The organism is Streptomyces sp. WELS2 (genome assembly GCF_013870595.1).
GTDB lineage: Bacteria > Actinomycetota > Actinomycetes > Streptomycetales > Streptomycetaceae > Streptomyces.
In genome coordinates, this window is the sequence record NZ_JACBWZ010000631.1 from 1 (window position 1) to 3,721 (window position 3,721).

Below are 3,721 nucleotides of genomic sequence, written 5' to 3' on the forward strand. Positions count from 1 at the left end.
GACGCGGCCGCCGCCCGCACCCGGCTGATCAGCATGGGCGGGGCGATGGGCGGCACCTCGCTGCTGGTCGCGGTGCTCGTGGTCGTCGGCACCTTCGCGCTCACCGTGCGGCAGCGCCACCGAGAACTGGCCCTGCTGCGGGCCGTCGCCGCCACCTCGGGACAGATCCGCGGGCTGCTCGGCCGGGAGGCGCTGATCGTCGGCGCGGCGGCGGGCACGGCCGGCGCGCTGCTCGGGCTGCCGCTGGGCGACTGGCTGTTCTCCCGGTTCGTCGCGCTGGGCGCCGTACCCGACACGCTGGAACGGACCACCGGTGTCTTCCCGCCGTTCGTGGGGCTCGCCGCCACCCTGCTCGCGGCCTGGGCGGCGGCCCGGATCGCCGGCCACAGGATCGCCCGGATCCGCCCGGCCGAGGCCTTGGCCGAGGCCAGGACGGAGCGCACCCGGCCCGCCCTCGGCCGGATCGCCGCCGGGCTGCTGCTCCTGGCCGGCGGAGTCGTGCTCGTCGTCGTCCTCGCCTCGCTGCGCACCGAGCCCGCCTCCACCCCGGTGACCTTCCTCGCCGTCGTCGTCCTGTCCACCGCCGTGGCCCTGCTCGGTCCGCTCCTGGTCAGGGCCGCCGTGCTGCTGCTCGCCGGCCCGCTCCGGCTCACCGGGCACGGCGGCCGGCTCGCCACCGCCAACCTGCGCGGCAACGCCGCCCGCATGGCCTCGGTGGTCACCCCTCTGACCCTGCTCGTCGGCATGACCTGCACCGTCCTGTTCGTCCAGGCCACCCTGGGGGACGCAGCCCGTACCCAGGTCCGCGAAGGTGTCCGGGCCGACTGGGTCCTGGCTGCCCAGGGGCCCGGTGTCCCCGGTGAGGCCGCCGAGCGGCTGCGCGCGCGGCACGACACGGTCACCGAGGTGGTCCGCACCACCGTCCGCGTCGGCCTGGACAAGTACCCCGCGCAGGGCGTCACCCCGGCCGGCCTGACCCGCACCTGGGACCCCGAGGTCACCGTCGGCTCCCTCGGCCGGCTCGGCCCCGGCACCGTCGCCGTCAGCGAAGTGGCCGCCGACCAGCAGCATCTGGCACCGGGCAGCCCCCTGAAAGTCACCCTCGGCGACGGCACGCCCGCCACGCTCACCGTCGCCGCCGTCTACGCCAAGGGGCTCGGCTTCGGCGACCTCACCTTCGACCACGACCTCGTGGCCCGCCACGTCGACAACCCGCTCGCCTCCTCCGTCCTCGTGAGCACGAGCCGTACACAGGGAGAACTGACGGCCACCCTCCGCGGGTTCCCAGGGGTGAGGGTTCTTTCGCCGGCCGCCGCCGATGCCCTCCAGGCCGACCAGGAGCAGACGAACGCAGAGGTCAACTACCTCGCCATGGGCCTGGTGCTGGCCTTCACCGCCATCGCCGTCGGCAACACGCTCGCCATGTCGGTCGCCGAGCGGGTACGGGAGTTCGCGCTGCTCCGCCTCGCCGGCGCGACCCGGCGGCAGGTGCTGCGCATGCTGCGCACCGAGACGCTGTCCGTGCTGTTCCTCGCCACCTTTCTCGGCAGCGGGATCGCCCTCGCCGTGCTCACCGCGTTCAGTCTCGGCATGACGGGCCGGGCCGCACCCACGGTCACCCCGCTGCTCTACGTCGGCGTCGTCGGGTTCGCCGGTGTCCTCGCGCTGGTGGCCAGTGCCGTGCCGGGACGCACGGCGCTGCGGGTGCGGGCGGTGACGGTCGCCACGGCGAAGGAGTGACACCGGCGACCGTGGCGCGTATCCGTGTCCGCGGCGCCCGCGCCGTGCTCAGGCCGTCGCCGGCTCCACCGGCAGGCCCTCCGCCCGCCAGGCCTGGAAACCGCCCACCAGGTCCGTCGCCCGGTGCAGGCCCAGCTGGTGGAGGGAGACGGCGGCGAGGCTGGAGGCGTATCCCTCGTTGCAGATCACCACGACGCGCAGGTCGTGGCCGGTGGCTTCGGGGAGACGGTGGCTGCCCTGGGGGTCGAGGCGCCACTCCAGCTCGTTGCGCTCGACCACGACGGCGCCCGGGATGAGTCCGTCCCGTTCGCGCAGGGCCGCGTACCGGATGTCGACCAGCAGCGCGTCACCTGCGAGAGCCGCCTTGTGCGCCTCCCGTGCCTCGATGCGCTGGTAGCCCGCGCGGACCCGTTCCAGCAGCTCGTCGATGCCGGGCGGCCGTTCGCCGGTCGTCTTGGTCGCGGTCAGCTGTCCGCCGGTGTCGCTCACTGCCAGTCCTCCGGGCGTTCGACCTGTTCCAGGCGCAGGACCTGGCCGGTGCGACTGTAACGACGGATGTGGGGGAGCGGTGGGTAGTAGGCGTGGACGGAGATCGCGTGTCGCTCCGTGGACTCGTTGAGCACCTCGTGCACATGGTGGCGGCCGAAGGCGCGGCCCTGTCCGGCGGACAGCCGGCGTACGCGGTCCACGCCGTCGGTGAGCTCCAGGGTCTTCCAGCCGTCGGTGGGGAGCCGGGCGGCGAGGGAGTTCTCGGTCAGCTCGCCGGAGGCGGTGAGGAAGGCGCCGACCGAGTCGGCGTGGTCGTGCCAGCCGGTGCCGGTGCCGGGCGGCCAGCCGATCAGCCAGGCCTCGCTGCCGCCGGGCCCCTCGAGCCGCACCCAGGTGCGGCCCTCCGGGTCGAGCGGGAGGGAGGCGATCAGCTCGGCGTCGGCCGCCGTACGCCGGACGAAGTCGAGGAGGTCCGCCTGCGTGGGCGGGGTGGCGGCGGTGGACACGGGGGCGGGCAGGGACGAGGGGACAGACACGAGCACCGTCCTGGAAGTTCGCGGAAACGGGCGCGCGACGGCGCCCGGTGAGGAAAGGGAGGCGAATTCAGCAGGACGGGCGACACACGCAGCCCGCGTAGCGGACGAGGTCCATGTGGACCCTCCGCCACAGGCGCACGTAGGTGTCGGTCACGATCGGGAGTACAGCACGCCGGACCAGCTCGGTCAACCGGGTGTCACCTCGTGGACGGAGACCGGGAGCGCGGAATCGGCGCAGGCCGCAGGCGAACACCACCCGCGCAGCGCCCGGCGCGGGTGGGGGCTCGGGGATCTCGGCCCATGCTCGGCGCGGGTGGGGACTGGGCAGCGTGGTCCGTGCTCGGCGCGGTGGGGCTCGGGGTTCTACGGGGCGTCCCCCGCCCGGAGCCCGGTCCGGAGCCGGGTCTCTCCCGGCCCGCCCGCCCGCGCGGAGCGTCAGCGCAGGCCCGAGCCCGCTTCCGCCGTCGCCGCCCGCTCACTCATCGGCTGCTCTTTCCGCTCCTGCTCCCGCCCGTGCGCCTCCTCCGCCACCGGCTCCGCCTCCGGGGCCGAGCCTCCCAGCGCGGTCTCCGCCGCCGTGTACAGGTCGGCGGGGCGGACCCCGCCCAGCGCGGTGACCAGGTGGCCGTCGGGGCGTACCAGCAGCACGCTGTGCGCCGGCGCGCCCGGGTAGCTTTCGGCGACCAGCAGCTCGGCGGGGTGCGGCAGCGCGGTCACGGCCGCAGCGAGCCGGGGCATCACGCCGGCGGACATCCAGTGCTTGCGGTCCCACACGCCCGTACCCGGCGCGATCAGCACGACCAGCAGCGCGCCGCGGCCGAGCCGGTCCCGCAGCGGGACGAAGGAGCCGTCCTCCGCCGTGACCCGGACGTCGGCCACCTGGGCGCCGGGCGGGGTGCCGACGGGGATCGCCGCCTCCAGGTGCCGGGGCGTGAGCGGCGAGCCGCCGTGGTCGC

4 protein-coding genes and 1 pseudogene are annotated in these 3,721 nt (G+C 75.2%); 1 reads left to right on the top strand and 4 read right to left on the bottom strand.

Going from position 1 to position 3,721, the window contains the following annotated elements:
- A partial coding sequence (locus H5J33_RS27055) for an ABC transporter permease (protein ID WP_181797462.1) occupies nt 1-1,740 on the top strand: 1,740 nt, incomplete at its 5' end.
- Nucleotides 1,741-1,788: 48 nt separating this feature from the next.
- Here the strand turns inward: H5J33_RS27055 and H5J33_RS27060 are convergent.
- The 4 genes and pseudogenes from H5J33_RS27060 to H5J33_RS27070 all read right to left on the bottom strand — a co-directional run.
- Nucleotides 1,789-2,235 carry a rhodanese-like domain-containing protein gene (locus tag H5J33_RS27060; RefSeq protein WP_181797464.1) on the bottom strand — a complete coding sequence of 149 codons (447 nt, stop codon included), beginning with the start codon at nt 2,233-2,235 and terminating at the stop codon, nt 1,789-1,791.
- On the bottom strand, nt 2,226-2,765 hold the full coding sequence (locus H5J33_RS27065) for a cysteine dioxygenase (protein WP_181797463.1): 540 nt from the start codon (nt 2,763-2,765) through the stop codon (nt 2,226-2,228). Before H5J33_RS27065 ends, H5J33_RS27060 begins: the two co-directional genes overlap by 10 nt.
- Before the next feature lie 67 nt (nt 2,766-2,832).
- Nucleotides 2,833-3,021 (bottom strand): putative leader peptide, encoded by a 189-nt coding sequence (locus tag H5J33_RS38775; RefSeq protein ID WP_399552933.1) that lies wholly within the window; start codon nt 3,019-3,021, stop codon nt 2,833-2,835.
- A 179-nt stretch (nt 3,022-3,200) separates the two neighbouring features.
- A pseudogene (locus H5J33_RS27070) lies at nt 3,201-3,721 on the bottom strand (monooxygenase); the annotation flags it as partial.